Raw genomic sequence first — 21,966 nt, forward strand, 5'->3', positions numbered from 1 at the left:
ATGTTGAGATTTTGGTCATGGCACGATAAGCGGCACTTCGCATGCGTCAATTTCCAAATTCGCAGCAGTTCATGCATGTTTCGCATGAAAGGAAATGCCGTGAATCTGAAGGGTCTCGAAGCTCTGCGCGCCTTCATGGAAGGCGGTTCGCTACAGGAGGCGGCCGGGCGCCTCCACCGAACGCAACCGCAGGTAAGCCGGCTGCTCGCAGGGCTCGAGGCCGAGGTCGGCTTCCCGCTCTTCAACCGCGAGAAGCGCCGCCTGATCCCCACCGAGGAGGCGCGCGCCTTCTATTCCCGCGTGCAACATGCACTTTATAGTCTAGATGAGGCGCGTGACGAGGCCCGTCGGCTGCGCGACCGCCAGCACAACCACGTGAAGATCCTCACCGCGCCCCACGTGCTCGACGCCCTGCTCGCCGATCCGCTGTCGATCCTCGGCCGCGAAGTGCCCGATTTCACCGCCACGATCGACAGCCGCTCGCGTCTCGACATCGAGCTCTGGCTCGGCAAGGAGGCGTTCGACGTCGGCATCAGCGTCCTGCCGATCGAGAACCCGGCCATGGTGATCGAGCCGCTCGTCTCCGTGAACGCCGTCGCGGTGATGCGCGACGACCACCCCCTCGCCTCACGCGACGTGGTCCACATCACCGACCTCGTCGGCATACCGCTGATCGCCAACAGTCCGCGCACCGTGATGCGCCAGACCCTGGAGGCGGCCTTCCGCCGCATCCGCGCCGAGCCCAACATCCGCTTCGAGACGCCGAACGGGCTGATCGCGTGCGAGCTCGCAGGCCGTGGGCCGGGGCTCGCGGTCGCGGACTGGTTCGTCGCCCGGTCCAGCATCAGGCCCGGCACGGTGGTCCGGCCGTTCGAGCCGACCATCGAGCTCGGCTACGTCCTCATGTTCCCCAAGTTCCAGAAGCGCACGCCGACGGTGGACCGTCTCGCCGCCCTGATCCGCGAATCCGCCCAGAGCAAGGCGAACCCGTTCGGCTGACGTTGCGTGATGCGCAAGCGTTCATGCGCGTTACGAAATTGACGGGCCGGCCCGGAGTGAGGATGCTTCGCCCCCCGCGCCGCCAGGGCGCCGCATTCCCGCGCGCCGCGCGCGATCCCCCGACAGGAGCCCACTCGTGAGCCGCGAAGCCGCCGTCAGACGCGCCACAGACCATTTCGACCAGGGAACGTTCCGCGAGGTCCTCGCCCGTCGCGTCGCTATGCCGACCGAGAGCCAGAACCCCGATCGCGCGGACAGCCTCGGCGCCTACCTCGAAGAGGAGATGGTGCCGGAGCTGACCGCCCTCGGCTTCACCACCGAGATCATGACGCACGAGAAGGCGAACGGCCCCTTCCTCGTCGCCGAGCGGATCGAGGACCCGGCGCTGCCGACGATCCTCGGCTACGGCCACGGCGACGTCATCCGCGGCCTCGACGACATGTGGGACGAGGGTCTCTCCCCCTGGCGCCTGACCGAGAAGGACGGGCTCTGGTACGGGCGCGGCGTCGTCGACAACAAGGGCCAGCACTCGATCAACCTCGCCGCGCTGAAGGCGGTGCTCGACGAGCGCGGCTCGCTCGGCTTCAACGCCAAATACCTCATCGAGATGGGTGAGGAGGTCGGCTCCCCCGGCCTTCGCGAATTCTGCCGCGACCACGCCGAGCGGCTGAAGGCGGACGCGCTGATCGGCTCGGACGGTCCGCGCCTCTCGGCCGGGCGCCCCACCCTCTTCCTCGGCTCGCGCGGCGGCGTGAACTTCGACATGTGGATCGACGCGCGCGAGGGCGGCCGCCATTCCGGCAACTGGGGCGGGCTGCTCTCCAATCCGGCCATCCAGCTCGCGCATGCGATTTCCATCCTCGTCGGCCCGACCGGGCAGATCCGCGTCCCCGAGATGGTGCCGCCCGAGCTCCCCGCCTCGGTGCGCCGCGTCCTCAAGGACGCCGACATCATGGAGGGCCCGGAGGGCGAGGAGATCGAGACCTGGTGGGGCGAGCCGGGCCTGACGCCGAGCGAGCGCGTCTTCGGCTGGTCATCGCTGGAGGTGCTGGCCTACGAGGCGGGCACGCCCAAGACCCCGGTCAACGCGATCCCGCCGCGGGCCTGGGCCCGGCTGCAGCTGCGCTTCGTGGTCGACGTCGACCCGTTCGCGGTGCTGCCGGCCATCCGCCGTCACCTCGACCGGCACGGCCTCACCAACGTCAGGCTGGAGTTGACGCGCGAGGCGATCTTCCAGGCGACACGTCTCGACCCGGACGACCCGTGGGTCGGCTACACGTCCGCCTCGATGGCGAAGACGACCGGCAAGCCGACGGCGATCCTGCCGAACCTCGGCGGCTCTCTCCCCAACGACGCGTTCTCCGAGATCCTGGGGATGCGCACGATCTGGGTGCCGCATTCCTACCCCGGCTGCTCGCAGCACGCGCCGAACGAGCACCTGCCGCCGGCGATCGCGCGCGAGGGGCTCGCCCTCATGGCCGGGCTCTACTACGACCTCGGCGAGAACCCGCCGGCCCGCTGACCGAAGGATGCCGGCGCGACGCGCGTCGGCGTCCCCCTCCCGAGAGGAACCATCGTCGGCTGTGCCGGCGAGTTGATGCTATCCTAAGGCGTGTGACAGACTGTCCCGCGGACGCACAGAACGATCCAAAAACCGCGTCCGTACGGGAGGATATTTTGCGACACGCATTGACGATTGCGGCGGCGCTCGCCTTGTCGACGACGCTCGCCCACGCGCAGGATTTCACGCTGCGCCTGCAGACGTTCCACTCCGCCGACTCGCCGGTCGGCGAAGGCGCCGCCGCCTTCATCGACGACGTTGAGACGATGTCGGACGGCCGCATCAAGATCGAGCCGTTCTTTTCGTCCGCCGTGGTCAAGTCGGTCGAGACGTTCGACGCGGCGGTCAACGGCATCCTCGACGTCGACATGACGGCGGGCAGCTACCAGGTCGGAAAGGACAGCGCGTTCCAGTTCGTCGGCGACCCGATGGGCGGCTACGACGACCCGTGGCAGCTCTACGCCTTCGTCTACAACGGCGGCGGCCTGGAGGCGGCGCGCGAGCTCTACGCATCCTACGGGATGTACCTGGTCGGCTTCCACATCCAGGCGCCGGAGTCGCTCGCCTCCTCCAAGCCGCTGCGGACCGTGGCGGACCTCAAGAACTTCAAGTTCCGCTCCCCGCCGGGCATGGAGACGATGATCTTCGCCAACCTCGGCGCGACACCGGTCGTGATGGACTTCACCGAGGTGTTCACCGCCCTGGAATCGGGAGTGATCGACGGTGCGGACGCGGCGAACCTCGCCGTCAACAAGTCCCTCGGCCTCTATGACGTGGTCAAGCACGCCACCTACCCCGGCTTCCACTCGACGCCCGCCAACCACCTCGCCGTCCGCAAGGACATGTGGGACTCGATGCCGGCGGACCTGCAGCGGATCTTCGAGGTGGCATACGAGAAGTTCGCCTTCCGCCTGACGCTCGCCTCGGCGGTGGAGACGCGCCGCGCGGCCTCCGAACTGGCCGCGCAGGGCGTCGAGATGCACGACTGGTCGATGGAGGACCGGAAGCTCTTCCGCGACGCCGCGCTGAGCGCCTGGGACGAGTTCGCGGACACCGAACGCGCCAAGCAGATCGTCAAACTCCACAAGGACTTCCAGAGCCTGATCGGCCTGCGCGAAGCGGACTGACCCCACCGACGCCTGGCGGGCCGGATTGCGCCCGCCAGACGCACCATCGGGCCCGGAACGCGCCGTTCCGGGCTCGCCCCGACCACTGCTCGTCCGTTATGGTCCGGTCGTTGCAGGAGGCTGCGGCGCTCCGTCGGCGGCCGCCTGTCCCGGTGACGCATCGGGGAACATCGAGCGGGTTGTCGCGTCCCTCGCGGCATCGACCGGGCGCGGATCGGGAGACGCCATTGCTGCGAGAGATTTTCCACCTGATCGGCTCGGTGATCGAGCTTCTCGGCGTACTGGCGATCATCGTCGGGGTGGTCTCGGGGGCGTGGATCTTCACCCGCCGCGATCCCGCGTCCGGCGGATGGTCCGGGGCGATCCAGCGCTACAGGGTCAGCCTCGGCCGCGCCATCCTGCTCGGTCTCGAGCTGCTGGTGGCGGCCGACATCATCGGCACGGTGCTGATCGAGCCGACGCTGACGAACCTGATGGTCCTCGGCATCATCGTCCTGATCCGCACCTTCCTCAGCTTCGCCCTCCAGATCGAGCTCGAGGGTCGCCTGCCCTGGCGAGGTCCGTCCAGCGCCAGGGAGCGCGCCGCGCCGTCCGACGGGGACGCGGCGTAGCGCGACCGGGGGCCGGTCAGGTCACGACGTCGGCGAAGAGCTCGTCCGTGCCGGTCTTGATGAAGCGCGGGTCGAGGCCGAGCGGCTGCCTGCGATCGGGTGGCAGCGGCGAGACGAACGGGGCGCCGCCGCGACGCTCCCGGAAGTCCTCGGCGGCCGCCTCGCGCAGCGCCGCGTCGGTCATCAGGTCGTAACCGCAGGCCGCCAGGATCCTCGCGGTGTTGAGGGAGCCCTTGTCGCCGATCGACATTCCCCCGCACGCGGTCACCGGCCACGTATGGAGTCCGATGTGCAGCGGGAAGGTCGGCCATGCGAAGACCCCGGTCGGCACCTGGTGGCTGACGTCGCCGACGTCGGTCGACGCGCCCGCAGAGATATCGACGAGGAACGGCAGTGCTGTCGTCGCGAGCCCGTGCTCCGGCACGCCCATCTCGCGCTGGCAGCCGCGGGCGAACTCCTGTTCGGCCTCGGTGAATTCGATCGGCACTGCGAGGATGTGGCGGTAGAGCTGGCGGGCGAGCGGCTCGTTCGGCAGGAGGTCGTGGGAGCCGAAGAAGTGGATGAAGTCGGCGCGGGTCTGGGTCGCGATGGCGGCGCCTTCGGCCACCTCGGAGAGCCACGCGGTCAGGCCGGTGAGGCTCCCCCGGTCGGCCTCCCGCGCGATCACCCAGACCTGTGCGAAGTCGGGGATGACGTTCGGCGCCTCGCCGGCGGCCTGGTAGGTGTAGTGGATCCGCGAGCTGGGCGGCAGGTGCTCGCGCATCATCTGCACGCCGATGCCGAACATCTCCGCGGCCTTCAGCGCGCTTCGCCCCTCCCACGGGGCGCTCCCGGCGTGAGCCGTGCGGCCGTGGAACTCCACCCGGATCTGGTCGAAGGCATTGAGGCGGACGAGGCCCGCACCGGCGAACGGCGCGGAATGCCACGCGAGCGCTGCGTCGAGATCGGCAAAGAGGTTGTCGCGCGCCATGTAGACCTTGGCGCCCTCCGTCTCCTCGGCCGCGCAGCCGTAGACGCGGACCGTGCCGGCGGTCCCGCTCTCCTCCATCATGCGCTTGAGCGCGATTGCGCCCCCGGTGCAGCCGGCGCCCAGCATGTTGTGGCCGCAGCCGTGCCCGACCTCGGCGCCTGTCGGGCCCGGCGTGCGGGTCGGCTCGGCGGCGTTGCCCAGTCCGGGCAGCGCGTCATATTCCGGAAGGTAGCCGATCACCGGCCCGCCGGTCCCCTGCGACCACTCTGAGACGAACGCGGTCGGGATGCCGGACGTGCCGCGACTGACGGTGGCAAACCCCGCGGCCTCCAGTTCGCGGAGGTGGATCTCGTGGGACTTGAACTCCGACAGCGAGAGCTCCGGCGTCGCCCAGACCTCCCGCGAAATTCGGAGGATGGCATCACGGACCGCGTCGGTGTGACGGGCGGCGAGCGCGGACGATTGCGGCGGCCCCTGGTTGGTCTCCGTTGACGGCGAAGGCGCGGCCGTTCCCGACTGTGCGAACAGGCGGGACGGCGCGCCGGTCGCGGCGACCGTGCCCCCGACGCCGACGCCCTGCAGGAAGCGGCGGCGGTCCACTCCCGCCGATTTCGGGTTGCTCATGCGTATCCTCCCGGTGCGAACCGCGCGTTTCTCGGCTTGTTATGTCCGCTCGAACGGCCGGCAATGGCGGCGGTCACGCCGCACAGTGCCAGGACGAACGACGTCGCGCCGGCCATGATGAGAGGGTCCACCCGGCCCATCAGCCGGGGGAGCAGTCCACCGGGAATACGGAGCAGGAACCGGACCCCACCGCGGCAGAGTAGTCTCGCAACGGCGACGGCCGCAACCGCGAGGTCGTGGACGGATGTCGCGGCGCTCGGGACGCCGTGGCGCGTGTCGCCGCGAAGCGGGCCGCGTCGCGACGGAGTTTACAATCGCGCGGCCGGCGTGGAGAAGTGGATTGGATCGCCCGGCCGATTCCCACATGGACCGGCTGCGGTGCGCAGCCCTGCGGAGAAGGAGCGTTTGGTGACGTCGGGACGTGGTGCCGCTCCTGAGGTCGAACCGCTGAACGAGCCGAGGCCAGCACCACCCCCATTCCAAGCTCGAACGAAGGTATACGATGCGGATCTGCGTCTGGACGATGGTCTACAATGAAAGCTTCAACCTGCCGATCTGGCTGCGCTATTACGGGCGCCAGTTCGGTGAGGAGAACCTCTTCGTTGTCGATCATGGAAGCGATGACGGCTCGACCGACAATATCGGCGCCGCCAATCGCATTCGCCTGCCCAGGTCCGAGGTCACGGTCGCTCGAACGCAGCATTTCATGACCGAAATGTGCACCCAGATGCTGAAGTTCTACGACTACTTCATCTACACGGACTGCGACGAGCTGCTGGTCGTCGATCCGAAGACGCACGGGTCGCTCCGTGACTATATCAACATGTCGCGGATCGGTTACCTGACCGGGATCGGCCTCAACGTGGTGCAGAATATCAAGACCGAGCAGGAGATCGACCCCGAGAAGCCGATCCTGCAGCAGCGGCAGTACGCGCAGTTCGTGGAACCCATGTGCAAGACGCTGGTGACGCGGGTTCCGATCTCCTGGGACGGCGGCTACCACTTCTGCGACAAGACCCCGGTCTTCGGCGCGGTGTACAACCTTCACATCAAGCGCGTGGACGTCGGCGTCACCCTCCGGCGCGCGGCGTTGATCCGCACGGTGCCGCGCAGCGACGGCGGCGGCGTGCACCAGCGCCTGCCCGACGAAGAGCTGAAGGCGGGGTTCGAGCATTTCTCGAAGCGGGAACTGAGCGAGTCCTTCGACTTCTCCAACGAGACCAGGCAGTTCTCCGCGAAGCTCGGCCCGGTCGGCCGGTATATCGGCTATCGGCAGGACCAGAAGCGGCAGGACGGCAAGGCGATGCACCGCATCCCCGAGTCCTTCAGGGACCTCTTCTGACACCATAGGCTGACCGGGCGGACACCGACGTCGCGCCCTGCCCCTTGCGGGCCGCAATGCCGGCTCGCAGCGGCCTCCCACTTGCGGCCGGCGGGCTCAGAATTGCCAGACGCCCTTGACCCAGAAATAGTCGCCCTCGAGCCGGTTGCGTGTGTCGAACTCGTGGAGCCAGCGGGCCTCGATCGATGCGGTCGAGCCCTTGACGGGCAGGACGTAGTCGATGACCGGACCCAGGCCGACCGAACGGCCCCGCAGCGGGCCGACGTTGGCGCCGGGGCCGCTGTCGTCCGTGATCTGCTCGTAGAGGAAGGCGTTGGCGCCGAGGCCGAGGAACCCGGGACCAACCGGCAGAAGCTGCTGGACGCTCCCCTCCAGGTGAAGGACGGATCCGCTCTGGTAGTCCGTCGCCTGGTTCTCGGTGTTGAAGGTGATGCCCCCGAAGACGGCCGCGTTGAAACCGTTCGTCGCGCCATTGTAGGTCAGCGCGAGAGTCGGATCGATCGTCCAGTAGTTGAGGCCGGGGTTGGCGAGGTGGCCGACCTTGAACGAGCCCGTGGGCGCGAACACCGGCGTCGCCACGCTGACCTGAAAGTCGCCGATCTCCCACGCCATCATGGCCGGGATCAGGGTGACGTCGCCGACGCCGGTGACCCGGTCCGTCAGCGAAACCGATCGTCCGTCGGGCGCGGTGACGGTGGCGGTGACGTCCTTGTCGATGACCGGAAGGTAGGCGCCGAAGGAGTAGTAGGCGCCGAGGATCTTCTGCTCGAACGTGTAGAGCCCGCCGACCGTGACGGCGTTCACCGTCGCGTCGAGACCGGCCGTCAGCCGTCCGGCGACCGGAAGCTCGGCGGACGCCCTGACGCTGCCGGTATAGCCAAGATAAAGGAGCTGCAGCAGCAGGCCGGGATCGGTGGGGGGATTGTCCATGAGCGTCGCGAAGGCGCCCGGGATGTAGTGTCCTGAGCCCCCCTCCTCCGCATGGGCGGGGTGGGCCGCCACGGCACACAGGGCAAGGATCGCCCCAACGGAAACGCGCTTCCTCATGAGAACTCTCGTCTTTGTTAAGACGTACAACCCCCTCGGGGCCATCGCCGAAGGTTTCAACCGGAAGTAAAACAGAAAAATCGCGATAAATATGCTCGAAATCGGACAATCCGTCGGCAGAGTTGCCCGCTGTTGCTCGACGGACACAGGCTCCGCTCGCGCCGCTACTCGCCCAGCCTGGCGAGAAGCGCCGCGGCGTCGCGGATCGCGATCCCCCGGTAGGAACAGGTGATGAAGCCCTCGCCTTCGAGGTCGCGCAGGATCGTCGACAGATGGGAGCGGGACAGGTTGGCGATCTGGCCGAGCTCGTCCTGCGTGAGGGCCACGCTGCTCGCCTTGAAGCCCGGCTCGGCGCACCGGTAGCCCGCCAGACGCAACAGGAGCGCGATCGTCCGGCGGCGGGAGGAGCGGATCATCATGTCGTCGATGACGCCGAGCGAGATGCTGAGGCTCCAGAGCAGGCATTGCGCGGCCCAGCGCCAGGCGAACGGATCGGCCGCCGCGAGGGCCGCGTAGTCGTGCTGCGAGATATGCAGGACGGTCGCCTGGCCCGAGGCCTTGATCCCGGCGAGGCGCGCCGTGTTGGCCACGACCGGTCCGAAACCGCCCCAGAAGCCCGCACCGGCGAAGTGGATCACGGACGGTCCGCGCTCATTGGTCGCCACTTCGATCCGGACCCCGCCGGACGCCACGCCGTAGATGCCGCCGGTCGGCTCCTCGATCCGGTAGATCGGCTCGTCGTGATGGACGTGCTTGACGCTGCTGCGTGCCAGCAGCGCCTGACGAAAATCCTCCGGTGCGCCCGCGAGCCAGCCGACGGTGGACACGACGTCGATGGCGTCGGCATGTGTCAAATGCACGAAATTTCCAATTTCAGACAATCGACGCTTTCAAACAATGTAAGATTATCTATGCTTTCAAGCGCCGTATAGAGAGGGGCGCAGGACCAAGTGTGCACATAGACGGCCCGACCTGAATGACATGAACGAAATAAAGCTCAGTGTTTTATTTCGAATGAATGCCATCGAGCCGACGCCGGTGCACCAGCGAGGCGCTTTTCGACGTACCGGATCCGTGTCTGGCCGGGTCACGAATTCTGACATCGGCCCCCTGAGATAACGAGAGGACTATGGTCAGAAGGCTCCCTGTCGCCGCGGCGATCCTTTTTGCGGCAACGTGCCCGGGCTGGGCGCAGGACGCTCCGCGCCCCAACATCCTCATCTTCTGGGGCGATGACGTCGGGATGTGGAACATCAGCGCGTATCACCGCGGGATGATGTGCTGCGAGACACCGAACATCGACCGGATCGCCGATACCGGCATGCTGTTCATGGACCACTACGCGCAGGCGTCCTGTACCGCCGGGCGCGCCGCGTTCATCACCGGCCAGTATCCGCTGCGCGTCGGTCTCAGCACCGTCGGCCTGCCCGGCTCGCCGATCGGCCTGCAGAAGGAGGACCCGACCCTCGCCGAGATGTTGAAGCCGCTCGGCTACCGGACCGGGCAGTTCGGCAAGAACCACCTCGGCGACCGCGACGAGCACCTGCCGACCGCGCACGGCTTCGACGAGTTCTTCGGCATCCTCTACCACCTCAACGCCGGAGAGTACCCCGAGCAGGTCGACTATCCCACCGAGGCCGTGGAGGCGGCGGGCCTGCAGCAGCGCGGTATCATCTATTCCCACGCAACCGGGGGCGGCGGTCAGGAGATCGAGGACCTCGGCGGCTTCGGCGCGGAACGGCAGAGGAACCTCGACCAGGAGGTCCTCGAGGAGTCTATGCGCTTCATCCGGGACGCGGTGGAGGCAGGCGAGCCGTTCTTCGTCTGGCATAACACGACGCGGATGCACTACCGCACCAACCTCAACGACCACTACGACGGCATCACCGGCACCGGGAACGTCTACGCCGACGGCATGACCGAGATGGACGACGACGTCGGCGCGATGCTCGACCTCATCGACGAGCTCGGCATCGCCGACAATACGCTGGTGATGTTCTCGACCGACAACGGTGCCGCCTCCAACAGCTGGCCCGACGGCGGCAACCAGCCGTTCCGCGGCGAGAAAGGGGTCGGCGGCTACGAGGGCGGCTTCAAGGTGCCGATGGCGGTCCGCTGGCCGGGTGTCATTCCCCCCGGCACCACGACCGGCGAGCTGATGTCGATGGAGGACTGGATCCCGACCATCATGTCCCAGCTCGGTCAGCCGGAGCTCAAGGAGCAGCTCCTCGAGGGGCATGAGATCGGCGACACCACGTACCGCGTCCACCTCGACGGCTACGACCAGTCGCCGATGCTGACCCAGACGGGCCCCAGCAACCGCAAGGAATTCTTCTTCTTCACCGAGACGACCTTCCATGGGGTCCGATTCGGCGAGTGGAAGTTCCTCTTCACCAAGCAGGACAAGTGGTTCAACGGCGTGCAGGAGGAGCTGACGTCGCCGCTGATCACGCGGCTCGACCTCGACCCGTTCGAGCGCTTCGAGGAGGCGCGCGGGTTCGACGAGTGGCAGGAAAACCGGTCCTGGTCGATCTCGCCGGCCCTGTCGGTGGTGCAGAAGTTCATCGCCTCGTTCGAGGACTACCCGGCGCGTCAGGCGAGCTTCTCGCCGAGCACGTCCGGCATGGTCGAAAAGATGATGTCGCCGAACGCGCGGTAGCATCGACCGGCGGCCCGGGCGGGACCCGGACCGCCTCCCCGGCCTCGGGGCGGATCCGCACCCGAAGGCTCAATAACGGACAGTCCAACGGAGGAAACAGTTCGATGAAGGTGATCACGTCATTGCATGTGGCGGCTTTCGCTGCCTCGGTTTGTCTTGCCGCAACCCTGGCCACGCCCTCGGTTGCCGAGGACGGCAAGGCGGTGAAGGGCGCGGCCACAGGCGCCGCGATCGGCGCCGTCACGGGCGTCGGCGCCGGCAAGGGCGCGGCTGTCGGCGCGGTCGTCGGCGGCACGAAGAACGAGGACGCCGAGAGCAGCGCCGCGAAGGGCGCGGTAAAGGGCGCGGCGATCGGCGCCGTCACCGGCGTCGGTGCCGGAACGGGCGCCGCAGTCGGCGCGACCGCGGGCGCCATCAAGAAGAACAACTGACGGCCTTCCCCGCACACACGAGACCGGCAGCCCCAACGGGCCGCCGGTCCCTTTGTCGTGCGCGCGCCACGGCGCCAGGACGACCGCGACAGGAGACAGTGCCCCGCTCCCTCAGCCGGCGGATGCGGCTCGGCGGGGCATCCTCCCGCGCCGGAGGCGGCGCCGAGACGGCGAATGCGCCCGGGCCTTTCGGGTTACCGGCAGGCCGAGGTCGGTGAAGCCGCACATTCGAACGGTCGATCTGTCCGCCGGTCCCGAGACGGTCAACATCACCGTGCCCGGCGGGCGGCGGCTCGCCAACTCTGGCGGCGGGCCGCCGATGGGCACCGCCCTCACTCGAGGTCGACGACGACCTCGTCGATCTTGCCCGTGAAACGGTAGGGCGGCAGGTACTCGGTGGACACCGGCGCACCGCTGTCCTCGCCGACGCCGAACGTGTCAATGCCGAAGCGGGCAGCCACCGTGCGGTCGATCTCGACCGACCCGACGGGCTCGTCGTCGATGAAGAGCGTCGCGGTGCCTCCCTTCCCCAATTCTCCCTCAGCGCCGGCGTAGACGAACTCCATCCGCACGTCGGACGGGCCGGCCGGCAGCGGCTTCGAGGACACGACCTGCGGCCGGTACTCGTCGAACCAGTTGTAGTGATAGACGAGCCTGCCGTCCTTCACGTAGAGCGCGAACCCCGCCGAGCTGCCGCCCGCGGCCAGGATCACGCCCTCGCCGCCGCTCTCCGGCATCTCGATCCGCGCCGAGATCGTATGGGACTTGTTCTTGGTGTTCGGTGCCGCCGTCTCAGGCAGGCGCGTCGCGCCCGGGTAGAACACGAAGTGCCTGCGCGCGGGGTCCGAAGGGGTCGGCTTCGGAACGGCGAGACGCCCGGTGCCGCGGTCGTCCAGCGGGTAGACGTGGTTCTTCTCCGCCTCATCGTCGAAGATCGCCTTCATTGCGGCGAGCTTGTCCGGCATCTCGGATGCGAGGTCGCGGGCCTCCGAATAGTCCTCGGACAGGTGGTAGAGCTCCCAGCGGTCGTTCTCCCAGTTGCCGGGCGCGAGATCCTGCCGCCACGGCAGGGTATGCTGTGCGTTCGCCTTCCACCCGTCGGCGTAGATCGAGCGGTTGGAGAACACCTCGAAATATTGCCGCGTGCGGACCTCCGGCGCTGCGGAGTCGTCGAAGACGCCGAGGAAGGACGTGCCGTCCATCGGCTTCTGCGCGATCCCGTCGACGGTGGTCGGCGCGGGGATGTTCGCCGCCTCGAGGATCGTCGGCAGGACGTCGATGAGGTGGGTGAACTGGGTCCGCACACCGCCCTTCTCGTGGATGCGTGCCGGCCAGGTGATCACCATCGGATTGCGCGCTCCGCCGAGGTGCGAGGCGACCTGCTTGACCCACTGGAACGGCGCGTTGCCGGCCCAGGCCCACTCGACCGGATAGTGCGGCTCGGTGTCGGGTCCGCCCAGATCGTCAAGCCGCGCCTCCACCTCGTCGAGGTCAGTGGGGAACCCGCTGAGGCTCTTCACCTCGTTGATGGTGCCGTCGAAGCCTCCTTCGGAGCTCGCCCCGTTGTCGCCGACGATATAGATCACCATCGTGTTCTCGGCGTCGGGAAGCGCGCGGATCGCGTCGAGCAGCCGGCCGATCTCGTGGTCGGTGAAGGCGAGGTAGCCGGCGAAATTCTCCATCAGCTTGGAGTAGACGTGGCGCTGCTGGTCATCGAGGCTCGCCCAGTTGCGCGCCCACTCGGGCCGGGCCGTCAGCTCGGCGTCGGCCGGGATGACGCCGATCTCCTTCTGCCGCGCGAAGGTGTGCTCGCGGATCGCGTCCCACCCGTCGTCGAAGGTGCCCGCGAAGCGGTCGCGCCATTCCTTCGGCGGCTGATGCGGCGCGTGGGCGGCGCCCGGCGCGAAGTACATCAGGAACGGCTTCTGCGGCGCGACGGACTTGGTGTAGCGCATCCAGTCGATGGCCTTGTCCGTCATGTCGGTCATGAAGTGATACCCCTCGGCCGGGCTCTGGCCGGGCTCCACCGGCGACGTGTTTTCGAACAGGACCGGGTAGTACTGGTGCGTCTCGCCGCCGATGAAGCCATAGAAATAATCGAACCCCATCCCGGTCGGCCACCGGTCGAAGGGGCCGGCGACGCTGCTTTCCCAATCTGGGGTGTTGTGGTTCTTGCCGAACCAGGAGGTGGCGTAGCCGTTGTACTTGAGGATAGCCCCCATCGTCGCCGTGCTGCGCGGGATCATGTTGTCGTAGCTCGGGAAGCCCGTCGCCCACTCCGCGAGGAAGCCCGAGCCTGCGTTGTGGTGGTTCCGCCCGGTGATCAGCGCGGCGCGCGACGGGCCGCAAATGGCCGTGGTGTGGAAGCGGGTGAACCGCAGTCCCTCGTCGGCGAGCGCGTCGAGGGCCGGCGTCGGCACCGGGCCGCCGAAGGTCGACGTCTGCCCGTAGCCGACATCGTCGAGGAGGATCACGACCACGTTCGGTGCGCCGTCCGGCGGCGTCGGCAGCTTGGGCCAGTCCTCGACCGACTCCTTGTAGGTTCGGCCGATCACGCCCTCGAATGGTGGAAACGGCATCGGCAGGACGGTCCTGTCGGGCTCGACCGCCGTCTGTGCGGAGGCCGGCGCGACGGTCGCGAAGGTCAGCGCGACCATCGTCAGGTGACGAACATACCGCATCGATTCCCCCCGGCTGTCTTGCGGAGGCTCCATGCGCCTCCGCAACCTATTTTCCTCAGTGTAACACGGGAGGCTGGACCTCCGGCGCAAGAGATCCGCGCATTTTCCGGGCGCTTTCGAGGAATTCTCGCCTCGGAGAGATTTGCGTTGCCTGCGCGCCGTGGGCGAATACCGGCGTGGTACGGAATTTCCCGCGCGCCGGGCCATACGCCTCCCGGTCGCGTCGCGACTACCCCCGAGCGGTGTCGGACCGGCCCGTGGGCCATGTGGAGAGGGCCTGCCCGACGACCGCCTCGAGCTTCGCGCGGCTGAAGCCGGCCTTGGCCTGCACCGCCATCCCGTGGAGGACCGCCATGACGAAGGCCGCGAGGGCTTCGGGACTGGCCGTCTCCGGCAGATCGCCCTCCGCCTTCGCGCGCTCGAAGCGGTCACGGATCCGCGCCTCCCCGTCCGCACGCGCATCGATCAGCGCCCGGCGCACCGGCTCCGCACCGTCGGAGGCCGCCAGCGCCCCGTTGATGGCGAGGCACCCGGTATGGTCCGGATAGCGTGTGTTGAGGTCGACGGCGCTGTACAGGATGTGCGCCGCAACCTCGCGGGCCGTGGGGCGCTCAAGCGCTTCGGGGATGTAGCCCAGGTACCGCTCCTCGTAGCGCTCAAGGGCCCGGCGGAAGAGCGCTTCCTTGTTGCCGAAGGCCGAGTAGAGAGCCGGCCGCTCGACACCGGCCGCGGCCGTCAGGTCGGCGTAGGACGCGCCCTCGTAGCCCTTGCGCCAGAAGACACACAGCACGGCGTCCAGCGCCTTCTCCACGTCAAACTCGCGATGGCGCCCCATCAGCCACCCCGGCCGTTTTCCATACCGGTCGTTACTAAACCGCTTGACATGGCCTGTCCACTTTTCATACCGATCATTACTGTAACACTCGTTACGAAACATCAGTGACGCTTCGTCCCAGGACGGCGGCGGCACCGGATCGCGGACAGAAAGGGTTCTCGATGTCGATGGAATTCAAGGGCAAGGTGGCGCTGGTCACGGGCGGATCCCGGGGTCTCGGCGCCACGACGGCCGCCGCGCTGGCCGCACGGGGCGCGGATATCGCGATCAGCTACGTCGCCTCGGCCGACAAGGCGGAAGCCGTCGTGCGGACGCTGGAGGAGACGGGCGTGCGTGCCATCGCGATCCGGAGCGACCAGGCCGACCCGTCGGCGGCCCGGCCCCTCGTCGATGCCGTCGTCTCGCACTTCGGCAGGCTGGACATTCTCGTCAACAACGCAGCGATCGCCGTCCAGGGCCAGACCGTCGACGATCCGGCCCTCCGCGACGAGGAGCTCGACCGGCAGTGGCGCATCAACGTGCTCGGGGCCGTCGCGACCACACGCGCGGCGGCCCGGGCGCTCTCGGACGGCGGACGCATCGTCTTCGTCGGATCGGGATTGGGCAGCCGGATCCCCTTCCCCGGGGTCGCGGACTACGCCGGCACCAAGGCGGCGATCGTCGGCTACGCGAAGGGCGTCGCGCGGGATCTCGGCCCCCGCAACATCACGGTGAACGTCGTGCAGCCCGGCATCATGCCGACCGACATGGCGGCGGCCGTCGCCGATAACCTCCCCGAGGCGGTCATGGACCTCCACGCGATCCGCCGCATCGCCACGCTCGACGAGGTCGCGGCGGCGGTGTGCTTCCTCGCAGGTCCCACCGCCGACTACATCACCGGCGGCGTTCTCGACGTGGCCGGCGGGTTCCAGATCTGAGCGACCCCAACCCGGTCGACGCCGACGGATGAGCACGGCACCGGCGATCGTGGCGGGGTCGCCGAGCCATGGGAACGGCATGACCCGCCTCCGTCCACTCCAGTCCAAAGTGCACCCGGACCGGCCGGCGAAATGAGCTTCGGCGTGACCTCCGTGGCCACGCCGAAAGCGTCGATGGAAGGCTCGGCATGCTCCCCATGGACGTCAGGCTCGGGTCGACGGTGGCGGGCGCGGGCGCGTCCCGGGGGGGCTCCACCCGAGACCTCCGCAGACCGCCGGCATCATCCGCAGTCGATTGTTTCGACCTCTCGTCCCGGCGAGGGACCAGTCAGGACTCCTCCGAGCGGTTTCGAATTCTCGGCACGCTGAGTCAAACAGATCAGCCACGTCAGTCAAACGTGAGCCCCAAAACATTGAACACGGCATGCCCCTTGATAAGCCGACAATCAACGCTTGAATGCCATCGCGGAATTGCTTCTTGGCAAATCGCGCCCCAACAATAACAACGAAGCTTGGACACTATTCAGACACAATAAATATATATGAACGACCTAGTACAGTTAATGAAATAATCTCGCTAGATGCGCCCGCAGCTGTTTTGCGTCCAGGGCATTACCGCAACGGAGAGCACAGTGGCAGATTGGGCCTATCAGTCGTATATCCTGTATTCCGAAGCTGGAAACAGCATCAATTACACCTCTGGTGATGGTGTCGACGAACCCGGGACTCTGACCGATAACACCGGGGATACCGAATTCGATATCGGCGAAGAGTTGTTCGTCGGCGAGACCAGCGTCGGAACCTACTACGGATCCTATACAGACGGCGATTCGAATGTTTACCTGATTGTTGCAACCGGGGAAAACGTGGGAATCATCTACAGTACGCTCGACGCCACAACGACCGAAAGCGAACTCCCCAACAACATCTCAACGGACGACGTCAACGATACAGATCCAATCCCGGTCTGCTTCCTCCCGGGCACGCTGATCGCGACGCCCGACGGTGATGTCAGGATCGAAACGCTGCAGATCGGCGACGTGATCAACAGTCATCAGGGGCCGCCGATCCCCATTCGATGGATCGGCCGGCAGACGGTTCAGATGACCCTCGGCCCTGCGGAGCGTATGCTCCCCGTGCGTGTGCGAGCCGGTGCGCTGGACCGCTGCGTGCCCCACACGGACCTCGACCTCACGCCCGACCATGGCCTGATGCTGGACGGGCTGCTGTGCAACGCCGGCGCGCTGGTGAACGGCACGACGATCCATCCGATCCCGAAAGCCGAGCTCGGCGAACGCTACGTCGTCTACCACATCGAGGTCGAGGACCATCAGCTGATCATCGCCAACGGCGTCCCTGCCGAAACCTTCCTCGACAACGCCACGCGCCGGACCTTCGACAACTATTGCGAATACGTCGAGCGGTTCGGGGAGACCGAAGGCATGCAGATGCTGGCCGCGCCCCGGGTCCTCAGCCGGCAGCGACTCCCGGCCCGGCTGAGGGACCGGCTCGACCAGCGCGCCCTCGCCCTTGCGGCTCCTGCCGACGCCGCGGCGTAGGCGCTCGGCTTCCTCCACCACAATGCGATGGCGGACGCCCTTGCCGCCATCGCGCCGTCCGTCCTACTCCGCCGCCTGCATCCGGTAGTCGCCGTCGCGTCTGGCGCGACTGCTCAGGAGCCGTTGCAGCTCGGGAAAATGTGGCGCCCGCGCGTGAGCCATCGGCCGGCCGATCGCAAGGTGCCGCATGACGCAGTGCCTCGCCCAGATCCGCGTCTCGACGCTGCACGACGACGCCGGCTGCCGGGCGAGATGCTGCGCGACGGTGCGTGCCAGACGGCCCGGGCCGATCAGGAGCCACGGGAACTCGGCGCTCCCCGTGCAGATCTCTGCGGCCGCCTCGTCGAGGCACTGCCGGATGATCGGATGGTCCGGCGCGCACGCGATGAACGCGTTGCCGACCGCCCCGGACTCGTCCTGAAAGGCAACGAAGGACGAGGTGCCGTGAACGAGCGGCGCCATTGACCCGCGCCCCCAGCAGTCGACGTCGACGAAGACCCCACCGAATTGCGCCAGCAGCGCCAGCCGCACGAGATCCGTGCGCACAGACGGACTGCGCGCCGCGGCGAAGGCGCGACCGACAACGGGATCGAACGTCTCGCGTAGCAGCGCCTTGACCTCCCGCCGCCTCCAGAGGCGATGGTCGCAATCGGGGTGCAAATCCGACAGACGGGCCGTGAACGCTTCGACATCGCCCGGCAGGACCGCCTCCCCCCAGTATTGGTGGACGACCTTCGGAATGCGGGGGGACCAGTCCGATGCCGATGACGGTATGGCGTCGCGGAATCGCCCGTCGCGCCGCAGAGCCGTCAGCATGGCGATGGCGATGCCGGTCGCCCCGCCGGTCTCCCGAACGATTTCAGTCAGCGCTTCGACCGCATCTGCGGGACGGCTGGACAGCGCGTCGGCCGCCCGCGCGCATTCGGCGCGGCCGATCATCATGTCGTTGACCAGCCCTCCGACGAAGGAGAAGAGCGCCCGCTGGGGCACATGCGACGTCGCCTCGGGATCCTGTGACGGATCGGCGGACCGGATCAGGCTCTCCCGCGCCTCCTCCGGACGGCACAGTCCGGTCAGACATCGCTGCTCAAGGTCGCGGATGGACGGGCTGTCCGGCGCCGCCGCCAGACCCAGACGGCAGTGCCCCAGCGCGCCGGCGAGGTCGAAGCCGGCTAGATCGAGCAGGGCCGAGGCTTCATGCCGCGCGGCTGGACCAGCGGCGCCGCCCCCGGTCCAATGGCCGATGACCGTCCTGGCCGCCGCGAACCGCCCCGTCGCCACCAGGAACCGGACCAGCGCCAGATTGTGCGCGGCCGGCCGGGTCGCCGAGCCGTCCGGCGGACCGAGAACTCCGATCGCCGCTTCGAACTCGCCGAGATCCCACCAGGCGGTTGCCGTGGCGAGGCGGATGTCGGCCGCCGCCGACCTTGGCGGCCCCAGCGTGGCGAGCGCCGCTCGTGCGTCGTCGAGCCGCCCCACGTCGAAGAGTGCTCTCGACCTGCGAAGCACGGCATAGGGGCTGTCCGGCACCCGCTCGAGCAGGGCCTCGGCGGTCTCGAGCGCCTCCGCGGCCAGCCCCGCCATGACCTGAAGCACATAGAGCTGCTTGAGGCACGGAGCGGTCGCCGGCAACGTCCGGAGGCGTGCAATGCCCGTCGCGGCGGCACCGGGTACAGCGAGGCGAACCTCGCACCTGGCGAGCGCGCCAATCGTGTCCGGATCGGACGGATCCGCCTCATGAAGCCGCTGGCAGGCCCTCCGTGCGCCCGGCCAGTCCCCTCTCGCCACCAGGTCGGCGGCCTCACGCGTGTCGGCGAGCCGCGCCCCGTCGGTTTCGGCCGGGACACGCGCTGCGAGCGCCTTGCGGATCTCGCCCCGCAGTCCGGGCAGGACGTCCTGCGCGCCGAGCTGGTCGAGCGCGGCATGGACGGCATCATGCGGCCCGTCGTTCACCAACGCTCGGAGCGAGAGGCTCAGCGGGTAGGCGTAGCGTGCGAGATGGACCGGATCGGCGAGGAGGGTCCGCACCGCGTCGTCCGGCCGACCATCGCGATACAGGCACAAGGCGAGGCACCGGCGGACCATGACCGGTTCCGGATGGCTCGACACGACGTGCGTATAGAGGGCCGCCGCATCGCCGAACCGCCCGTCGAGTTCGGCGATATGCGCCCGGATACGCCACGTCTCCGGCCGCGCCGGGTCGATTGCCTCCATCCGCGCCAGGGCCTCCGCAGCCATGGCGAGATCATGCTGCTCCAGCCAGAACCGGGCGCGAAGGCCTGGAACGAATAGTTCCGGTCCAGCGCGACCGGCGCCTCGCGGATGGCGGCCTTGGCGCCGGCGAGGTCGTCCGGCTTCAGCAGCCGCACGAATTCGATCCGAGCAGCAAGATCTTGCGGGTCGGCCTCCATCCGCGCTCTCGCGATGTCGAGGTCAGACCTCGTCATTCGACATCACCGCATCACACTCGAGAATTCAGCCCCCAAGTTTCAACATCATAGTATAAGTAAAACGACTGCAATACTCGCAAGTTGCAATGGCCTACTGATCGCGCCCCGCCTTGCCGCCCGATCGAGCCTGACGCGATGCCGCCTTTTTCAGGTTCGAGCGGTTCAGCGTGAACAGTGGCGCCCGGCATAGACTTGCCGACATGCTGACGGACTGAGCGCGTTCGAAAAGTCCGGACCCGAACTCCCGTTGCGCCGGCCGGGTGCGACGGCCGATGCGTCATGGCGGCAAAATGGCCCCACCGCCTCGACCGGCATCAGGCCCCCACCGGGCTTGTTCGGGCATCGGCCGGGCCTGTTCACGCCCGCCCGGAGCGGCATCGACGCCTCGTTTGCCGCGATCGAGAACGGGATGGGGCAATCGCGGAGATTGTTGGAACGCTAATGGTTGAGAGAGTGTCGAGCGCTCGATCAGGCGGCGATCAAAGTCGCAGTGAGAGGATTGGGTTTTCGAAAGTAGGGTATCCGCCCCTATAATACGTAAGACGTTATGGGGATGGGTGACGCTGGCGGTTGGATGACATGATGACGGCGCGAACGAACGTCGATCGGCAACGCTGACCTGAGGAGCAATCCGTGAATCGAAATACCCTGCTCCCGGCAGACACACCGCTGCGCCGCGCCGACGACGATAGCCTCGGAGAGCGTGGCCTGATGGCGGACGGCCCTCCCGCGGTCGCGGACACGATGCACGTCGGTATGGCCAAGCCCGGCGTGTTCCGGACGTGGGTGAGGTACCTGAGCCTGTTTGCAGCAGGAACCGCGATGTGGGCGGTCCTGATCGCCGGCGCCCTGTGGGTGTTCGGATAGGCAACGGCTGAGCGCCTGCGTCCGACATCCCCGGCGGCCAATTGAAGGCGCCCGCTCGACACATGGGAGCCTACGCGCCGCGCCAATGAAGGAGCAGACGCGCGGCGGCGTCGGACGCTGCCGGTTCCCCGTGATGACCGAGGAAACGCTGGAAACCATCTGCCGACATCGCCACGGCGAATTGCAGGAGCCGGTCCGCCACGCACTCGGGCGCAGGGCCCGCGCAGGCTGAAACCGTCCCCGAAGCCGTACCCCGGTGTCGTATTCCGCCAGCTATGTCATGGAGAATGCTGGTCGGAGTGGCAGGATTTGAACCTGCGACCCCCTCGTCCCGAACGAGGTGCGCTACCAGGCTGCGCTACACTCCGTAAGCCAACGCCACATAGCGGTGATTGGCGTTCAGCTCAAGCCTCGGCGAGCGTTATTTTCAACGCTTGTGCACCGTGCCAGAGGCACTGTGTTCCGAGCTCGTGGAGCTTCTCTAGCTGAGAAGTGATCGTAAGGAAATGGTTGCCGGCCAATTGTCCCATTTTTGAAGCAAAATGGACGCCGCCGTACGCGAGGAGGATCTCCGTCTCCGAGATTCCGCCCGGGTACAGGATCATCTGGCCGGGCGCCGGGTAGCTCGTGTGGTTCTCGTAGGTCACGCCGAAGTCCCGCTCGCCGAGCGGCACCCACACTCCCTCGCCGCTCCAGCGCACGTGCACGAAGTGGCTCTCGAACGGCAGCGCCGCCTTGATGGCCGCGCACGTCCGGGGGGCCTTCGCCTCCTCCAGAACCGCGTCGAACACGAACGGACCCGCCTCGACCTTCACCTTCGTCATCTCGACCTCGCATGCCTCGTGCGCCGGCGCCGGACGCGCCGCCGGCCTCTCCGCGTCACCGGGCGCCCCGCCGGCGCCCGTCCCGACGCACCCCGCATTCAATCCGTCGAAAAGGTCAATGGCCATAGCGCCCTCGCGGCGGACCTGTTGATGGCTGGCGGAGCGGGCCGAGCCTTCGAGGCGTGTCGAATCGCGGTCCACCCCCGTTCCTGCGGGCCGAGGCAAGCGGCGAAGCGCTCGTTTGTTGATAACTCGCAGAAGAGTTCGGAACGGGTGTGCATCGGGACGCATTTTTGCCGACCTTAAGAGGGCGCGCCGCGGCACCTTCCGGCCCTCCGGGGATGTCTCGCCGCCCTCCACAGCGCCATCGGCACGCCCCATCCACAGGGGCCGCAAAGCCCCCGGCGACTGCACCTTTGTTTACGGCCTGTTCCGCTGGTGCTAATTTACTTTTCAGCAAGG

Annotated in this window: 17 protein-coding genes, 1 tRNA gene and 1 pseudogene; 10 read left to right on the forward strand and 9 right to left on the reverse strand. The window is 67.5% G+C overall.

Features of this window, described 5'->3' with window-relative positions:
* Positions 1-99 precede the first annotated feature (99 nt).
* The 4 genes from DLJ53_RS16660 to DLJ53_RS16675 all read left to right on the forward strand — a co-directional run bounded on the left by DLJ53_RS16660 (position 100) and on the right by DLJ53_RS16675 (position 4,298).
* A complete protein-coding gene (locus DLJ53_RS16660) occupies positions 100-999 on the forward strand; it encodes a LysR family transcriptional regulator (RefSeq protein ID WP_202913198.1) in 900 nt (299 codons plus the stop codon).
* A gap of 136 nt (positions 1,000-1,135) precedes the next feature.
* Positions 1,136-2,521: a M20 family metallopeptidase gene (locus tag DLJ53_RS16665; RefSeq protein WP_111347304.1), complete on the forward strand. Its 1,386-nt coding sequence runs from the start codon at positions 1,136-1,138 to the stop codon at positions 2,519-2,521.
* A 155-nt stretch (positions 2,522-2,676) separates the two neighbouring features.
* The gene (gene dctP, locus DLJ53_RS16670) at positions 2,677-3,687 is read left to right on the forward strand and encodes a TRAP transporter substrate-binding protein DctP (protein WP_111347305.1); all 1,011 of its coding nucleotides are present in this window, start codon (positions 2,677-2,679) and stop codon (positions 3,685-3,687) included.
* A 227-nt stretch (positions 3,688-3,914) separates the two neighbouring features.
* Positions 3,915-4,298, forward strand: a complete 384-nt coding sequence (locus DLJ53_RS16675; RefSeq protein ID WP_226581392.1) for a DUF1622 domain-containing protein — start codon at positions 3,915-3,917, stop codon at positions 4,296-4,298.
* Positions 4,299-4,314: 16 nt separating this feature from the next.
* Here DLJ53_RS16675 and DLJ53_RS16680 read toward each other — a convergent pair whose 3' ends face one another.
* The gene (locus DLJ53_RS16680; RefSeq protein ID WP_111347308.1) at positions 4,315-5,892 is read right to left on the reverse strand and encodes an amidohydrolase; all 1,578 of its coding nucleotides are present in this window, start codon (positions 5,890-5,892) and stop codon (positions 4,315-4,317) included.
* 502 nt (positions 5,893-6,394) lie between these two features.
* On the opposite strand from DLJ53_RS16680, the gene DLJ53_RS16685 reads away from it, so the two are divergent.
* Positions 6,395-7,234, forward strand: coding sequence for a glycosyltransferase family 2 protein (locus DLJ53_RS16685; RefSeq protein WP_111347310.1), 840 nt, complete (start codon positions 6,395-6,397; stop codon positions 7,232-7,234).
* A gap of 96 nt (positions 7,235-7,330) precedes the next feature.
* On the opposite strand, the gene DLJ53_RS16690 is transcribed toward DLJ53_RS16685, so the two are convergent.
* Entirely contained in the window at positions 7,331-8,281 is a 951-nt protein-coding gene (locus DLJ53_RS16690; protein WP_111347311.1) for a SphA family protein, read from the reverse strand.
* A gap of 164 nt (positions 8,282-8,445) precedes the next feature.
* Complete coding sequence (locus DLJ53_RS16695) at positions 8,446-9,141, reverse strand: Crp/Fnr family transcriptional regulator (protein WP_162409273.1); 696 nt, start codon at positions 9,139-9,141, stop codon at positions 8,446-8,448.
* 269 nt (positions 9,142-9,410) lie between these two features.
* On the opposite strand from DLJ53_RS16695, the gene DLJ53_RS16700 reads away from it, so the two are divergent.
* Together DLJ53_RS16700 and DLJ53_RS16705 are read left to right on the forward strand one after the other, a co-directional pair.
* Positions 9,411-10,940, forward strand: coding sequence for an arylsulfatase (locus DLJ53_RS16700; RefSeq protein WP_111347314.1), 1,530 nt, complete (start codon positions 9,411-9,413; stop codon positions 10,938-10,940).
* A gap of 104 nt (positions 10,941-11,044) precedes the next feature.
* Positions 11,045-11,371: a glycine zipper family protein gene (locus DLJ53_RS16705; RefSeq protein WP_146619982.1), complete on the forward strand. Its 327-nt coding sequence runs from the start codon at positions 11,045-11,047 to the stop codon at positions 11,369-11,371.
* Between the two features lie 332 nt (positions 11,372-11,703).
* On the opposite strand, the gene DLJ53_RS16710 is transcribed toward DLJ53_RS16705, so the two are convergent.
* Both DLJ53_RS16710 and DLJ53_RS16715 read right to left on the reverse strand, forming a co-directional pair.
* Positions 11,704-14,052: an arylsulfatase gene (locus DLJ53_RS16710; RefSeq protein WP_111347316.1), complete on the reverse strand. Its 2,349-nt coding sequence runs from the start codon at positions 14,050-14,052 to the stop codon at positions 11,704-11,706.
* 229 nt (positions 14,053-14,281) lie between these two features.
* Positions 14,282-14,887 carry a TetR/AcrR family transcriptional regulator gene (locus DLJ53_RS16715; protein ID WP_111347317.1) on the reverse strand — a complete coding sequence of 202 codons (606 nt, stop codon included), beginning with the start codon at positions 14,885-14,887 and terminating at the stop codon, positions 14,282-14,284.
* Positions 14,888-15,048: 161 nt separating this feature from the next.
* Between DLJ53_RS16715 and DLJ53_RS16720 the strand changes: the two genes are divergently transcribed.
* Positions 15,049-15,804 carry an SDR family oxidoreductase gene (locus tag DLJ53_RS16720; protein WP_111347319.1) on the forward strand — a complete coding sequence of 252 codons (756 nt, stop codon included), beginning with the start codon at positions 15,049-15,051 and terminating at the stop codon, positions 15,802-15,804.
* 632 nt (positions 15,805-16,436) lie between these two features.
* Entirely contained in the window at positions 16,437-17,363 is a 927-nt protein-coding gene (locus DLJ53_RS16730; RefSeq protein WP_162409275.1) for a Hint domain-containing protein, read from the forward strand.
* Between the two features lie 63 nt (positions 17,364-17,426).
* Here DLJ53_RS16730 and DLJ53_RS16735 read toward each other — a convergent pair whose 3' ends face one another.
* Together DLJ53_RS16735 and DLJ53_RS36675 are read right to left on the reverse strand one after the other, a co-directional pair.
* Positions 17,427-19,316 (reverse strand): glycosyltransferase, encoded by a 1,890-nt coding sequence (locus tag DLJ53_RS16735; RefSeq protein ID WP_146619983.1) that lies wholly within the window; start codon positions 19,314-19,316, stop codon positions 17,427-17,429.
* 126 nt (positions 19,317-19,442) lie between these two features.
* Positions 19,443-19,601: pseudogene (locus DLJ53_RS36675) on the reverse strand (hypothetical protein); the annotation flags it as partial.
* A gap of 845 nt (positions 19,602-20,446) precedes the next feature.
* Here DLJ53_RS36675 and DLJ53_RS34750 point away from each other — a divergent pair.
* Positions 20,447-20,680 (forward strand): hypothetical protein, encoded by a 234-nt coding sequence (locus DLJ53_RS34750; RefSeq protein ID WP_146619985.1) that lies wholly within the window; start codon positions 20,447-20,449, stop codon positions 20,678-20,680.
* 291 nt (positions 20,681-20,971) lie between these two features.
* Here the strand turns inward: DLJ53_RS34750 and DLJ53_RS16740 are convergent.
* Both DLJ53_RS16740 and DLJ53_RS16745 read right to left on the reverse strand, forming a co-directional pair.
* Positions 20,972-21,048, reverse strand: a tRNA-Pro gene (locus tag DLJ53_RS16740).
* A 36-nt stretch (positions 21,049-21,084) separates the two neighbouring features.
* Positions 21,085-21,504 carry a DUF3830 family protein gene (locus DLJ53_RS16745; RefSeq protein WP_111347854.1) on the reverse strand — a complete coding sequence of 140 codons (420 nt, stop codon included), beginning with the start codon at positions 21,502-21,504 and terminating at the stop codon, positions 21,085-21,087.
* Positions 21,505-21,966 lie beyond the last annotated feature (462 nt).

Origin of the sequence: Acuticoccus sediminis (assembly GCF_003258595.1) — a bacterium.
In the GTDB taxonomy this organism is placed as follows: domain Bacteria; phylum Pseudomonadota; class Alphaproteobacteria; order Rhizobiales; family Amorphaceae; genus Acuticoccus; species Acuticoccus sediminis.